This is a genomic window from Borrelia hispanica CRI (genome assembly GCF_000500065.1).
GTDB classification, from domain to species: Bacteria; Spirochaetota; Spirochaetia; order Borreliales; family Borreliaceae; genus Borrelia; species Borrelia hispanica.
Window position 1 is genome coordinate 1 of record NZ_AYOU01000124.1, and the last position, 2,907, is coordinate 2,907.

At 27.0% G+C, this 2,907-nt stretch carries 5 protein-coding genes; all 5 read right to left on the reverse strand.

The features are described from left to right. Nucleotides 1-526 precede the first annotated feature (526 nt). Nucleotides 527-853, reverse strand: coding sequence for a BlyB family putative holin accessory protein (locus U880_RS0105505; RefSeq protein ID WP_024655106.1), 327 nt, complete (start codon nucleotides 851-853; stop codon nucleotides 527-529). After that, nucleotides 850-1,050 carry a BlyA family holin gene (locus tag U880_RS0105510; RefSeq protein ID WP_038359344.1) on the reverse strand — a complete coding sequence of 67 codons (201 nt, stop codon included), beginning with the start codon at nucleotides 1,048-1,050 and terminating at the stop codon, nucleotides 850-852. Before U880_RS0105510 ends, U880_RS0105505 begins: the two co-directional genes overlap by 4 nt. Before the next feature lie 85 nt (nucleotides 1,051-1,135). Continuing rightward, nucleotides 1,136-1,972: a DUF685 domain-containing protein gene (locus tag U880_RS0105515; RefSeq protein ID WP_024655108.1), complete on the reverse strand. Its 837-nt coding sequence runs from the start codon at nucleotides 1,970-1,972 to the stop codon at nucleotides 1,136-1,138. Nucleotides 1,973-1,981: 9 nt separating this feature from the next. After that, complete coding sequence (locus tag U880_RS0105520; RefSeq protein WP_038358706.1) at nucleotides 1,982-2,581, reverse strand: DUF735 family protein; 600 nt, start codon at nucleotides 2,579-2,581, stop codon at nucleotides 1,982-1,984. Nucleotides 2,582-2,599: 18 nt separating this feature from the next. Further along, a partial coding sequence (locus U880_RS0105525) for a DUF276 domain-containing protein (RefSeq protein WP_024654446.1) occupies nucleotides 2,600-2,907 on the reverse strand: 308 nt, incomplete at its 5' end.

Here is a 2,907-nt window from a genome sequence, read left to right on the forward strand (position 1 = left end):
TGTTCCATTCTGTTTATACTTGCTTCATATAAAGAAAAAATGTAATTAACTACTTTCAAAAAGATATTTGTATAAGTAGATGTATTTTTATCATTATTATTTTTTTGTAGAAGTTCTGTAAATTTATTTAGTATATCAATACCTATTTTTGCCGTACTTAAATTCATTTATAGTCCTCTCCTAATAATTTTGTAATATTTATAATTTATTGTTTTGTATGATTTTTTGGATTTGAGGGAGCATTAATGCTCCCATCCATTTTTATTTGTTTATTTAGGATATCCTAGTTTTTTGTAGGTGCATAAGGCATTGCACCATTTTCGGATGGAGTTTGCAAGTACCGTAGTTTTCAACTTGCGTTCCTATCCATAATTGCCTAAGAATAAATATATAGCAAAAACAAAATATTATCAAGTAAAAAACAAATTTTTTGTAATTTTTTGCTTTGTGAAAAAATTATTACAGTCCAATATTACTTGGACTGTAATAACCTTTTACCAAATATCAATACCTATTTTTGCCGTGCTTAAATCCATTTATCCTCCTTTTCATGTGATGTAATATTGAATGGTAATTGCATATTATCAGAATTACTATTGACCTTTTCTATAAATTTTTTTATTTTAGTTTGAATAGGTTCAATAGCCAATTTTATTTGTGGTGTTAAAGCATTATCTAAAATTTCCATGTTTTTAGTATAAATATGCTCATACTCCAAATAGAATTGGTGTAATAATGAGAATGCTTGATTATCACGTCTGTCAAAAGTAGCATCTTTAAAATTGAATAATGAATCAATTAAATTTGAGATTGCATTTAAAGATGCGTTTAAAGATTCTTTATTAAGAATCATATCTGACCCCCATCATCATTATTATTATTTTGTTTATTTTTATTTTTAAATTTTTCTATTAAGATATGTAATATATCTTTAAGCACAGGTTTAAGCAAGAGTACAGTACTCAAAATTAAACCAGAAATAATTAATAACTTAGTACCATCAATATCAAGTAAAAGTCGTATTAAATTATTTGTGTTAATGTCGTTCATATGAGCTTTAACCTCTTCTTTAAAAATTTGTATCTATAACTATATAGCTAAAATTAATTTTTGCTATAAATATAAATATAATATTTCACAGTTTAACAAGTCTAGGAACTGTATCGTAACTTGATGATGAGTATCCACGTTTTTGTATATACCAACCCTGAAACAAAGGAATAAGAGTATCTACCAAAGCATTTTTTGTACCAAGATAATATATTAATCCTTTGCCTGATTCACTAGCGTATTGAGTATATATTCGTTTTGCATATTTAGTCCCTGATGCATTAATAGTTGCATCTACAAGTATGTCTAAATAAATGGGTTTGTCATCATCAGATGAATAAAATCTTAATATAACGTCTTGATTTGAGTACTCTGAAGTCATATCTATGACATAAGCTCTTCTTCTAAGGTCGTATTCTGCAATTGAACTACTTGTAGTTCTGGTCCTTGATAATGTGAAATCAGATGGTGGACCAAGTAAGTATTCAGGAATAGATGATTTTTGTAATGTACCATAGCCATTTGTAGTAACAAAATAATCAGATTTATTTAGTCTAGAACTTGACATACTATTTGTAAGTCTGCTCTTTACTTGACTAAAAATATTAGAAATACTACTAGAATCATCATTTAAAATTTTGGTAAGTAATTTGTTATAAGCTTTATTAATAAAGTCTTCATTATTAATAAGTTCTGTAGCAATAGTGTCTTTAATAACCTCTTTAAAATATTCAAGACCATTATTTTTGAAGATTTTGTCTCTAGTTTTTTCAAAGAAGTTTGCATATGTAATTGCATGACAACTAGAAACTCCATCATCAATCAACATTAAATATTGGTCTTTAATATCACCAATTTTGTTGAGTTTGTTAATTTGTATGTATTCTTCATTATCAATTAAAATTTGTTCTTGAGATGACATTTGCTCTCCTTAATTAAAAGTAATAATTTCTGTATTATCTTTATCATATAGTTTAAGTGTGCGTCCTATTGGGATAAGGTTTTTTATAAATGAATAAATTGATTGTGAATATCCCTTAGGAAGAAAATTAAATGTTAAAAATCTATGTTTAGTTTGAAGTCCTTCTTTAGTTTCACGTATTAAAATACGTTTTAATCTGTTTCCTTTAGGGGTGCTAGGCGTAATAAATGCAGTAAAATTAGTTTTTATAGTGCCAAGAAGTTTAATTTTGATGACCCCAGCCTGAGGAGTTGTAATTTCAATATCAACGTGTAAAAAAGCCTTGAACAATCTTATAAATGATTCATCGGTACCAATATGTCGTAAAGCAAAAAGCACACTGTCAATATTTGATGTAAGTGATGCAAGAGGTTGACTTTCAGCATAAAAAATTCTAAAAAGTTGAGATAACCATATAGCAATAAATCTTGATGAGCAGTGTTTTGTAGCGTTAATACTAGTAAAGTTCGAATTTAGACTTTTAAGTTCAGCAAGAAGTACATTAGCATAGTTAGTTTCAGTTTGAATTAACTTAGCAATTTCTGTGTTTTTAAGAAAATTAGGTATCATATTTATATTCCTTATTTCTTAAGATGTAATATCAATGAATAGGTTGTCTGTAAGATTAAATATAAGTAATTCTTCAGGCTTAACATCTATATCTTGATTTTCTTTAAATTCTGAATCATTAATGTTTGCAATTTGAGTTTTGTCATCATCTTTGAGCACTGCAAATATTTTTAATCCTTTAATGCCCTTAATCTCATTTACAGGAGCAAAGAAATCTTGATATTCAAATTTGATACCCATATTCGTGTAATTATTATTTACAATACGTGTATATATATCTCTAATACGTGAGTCGATGTTAAGATAAATATGATTTTGAAGGTCAA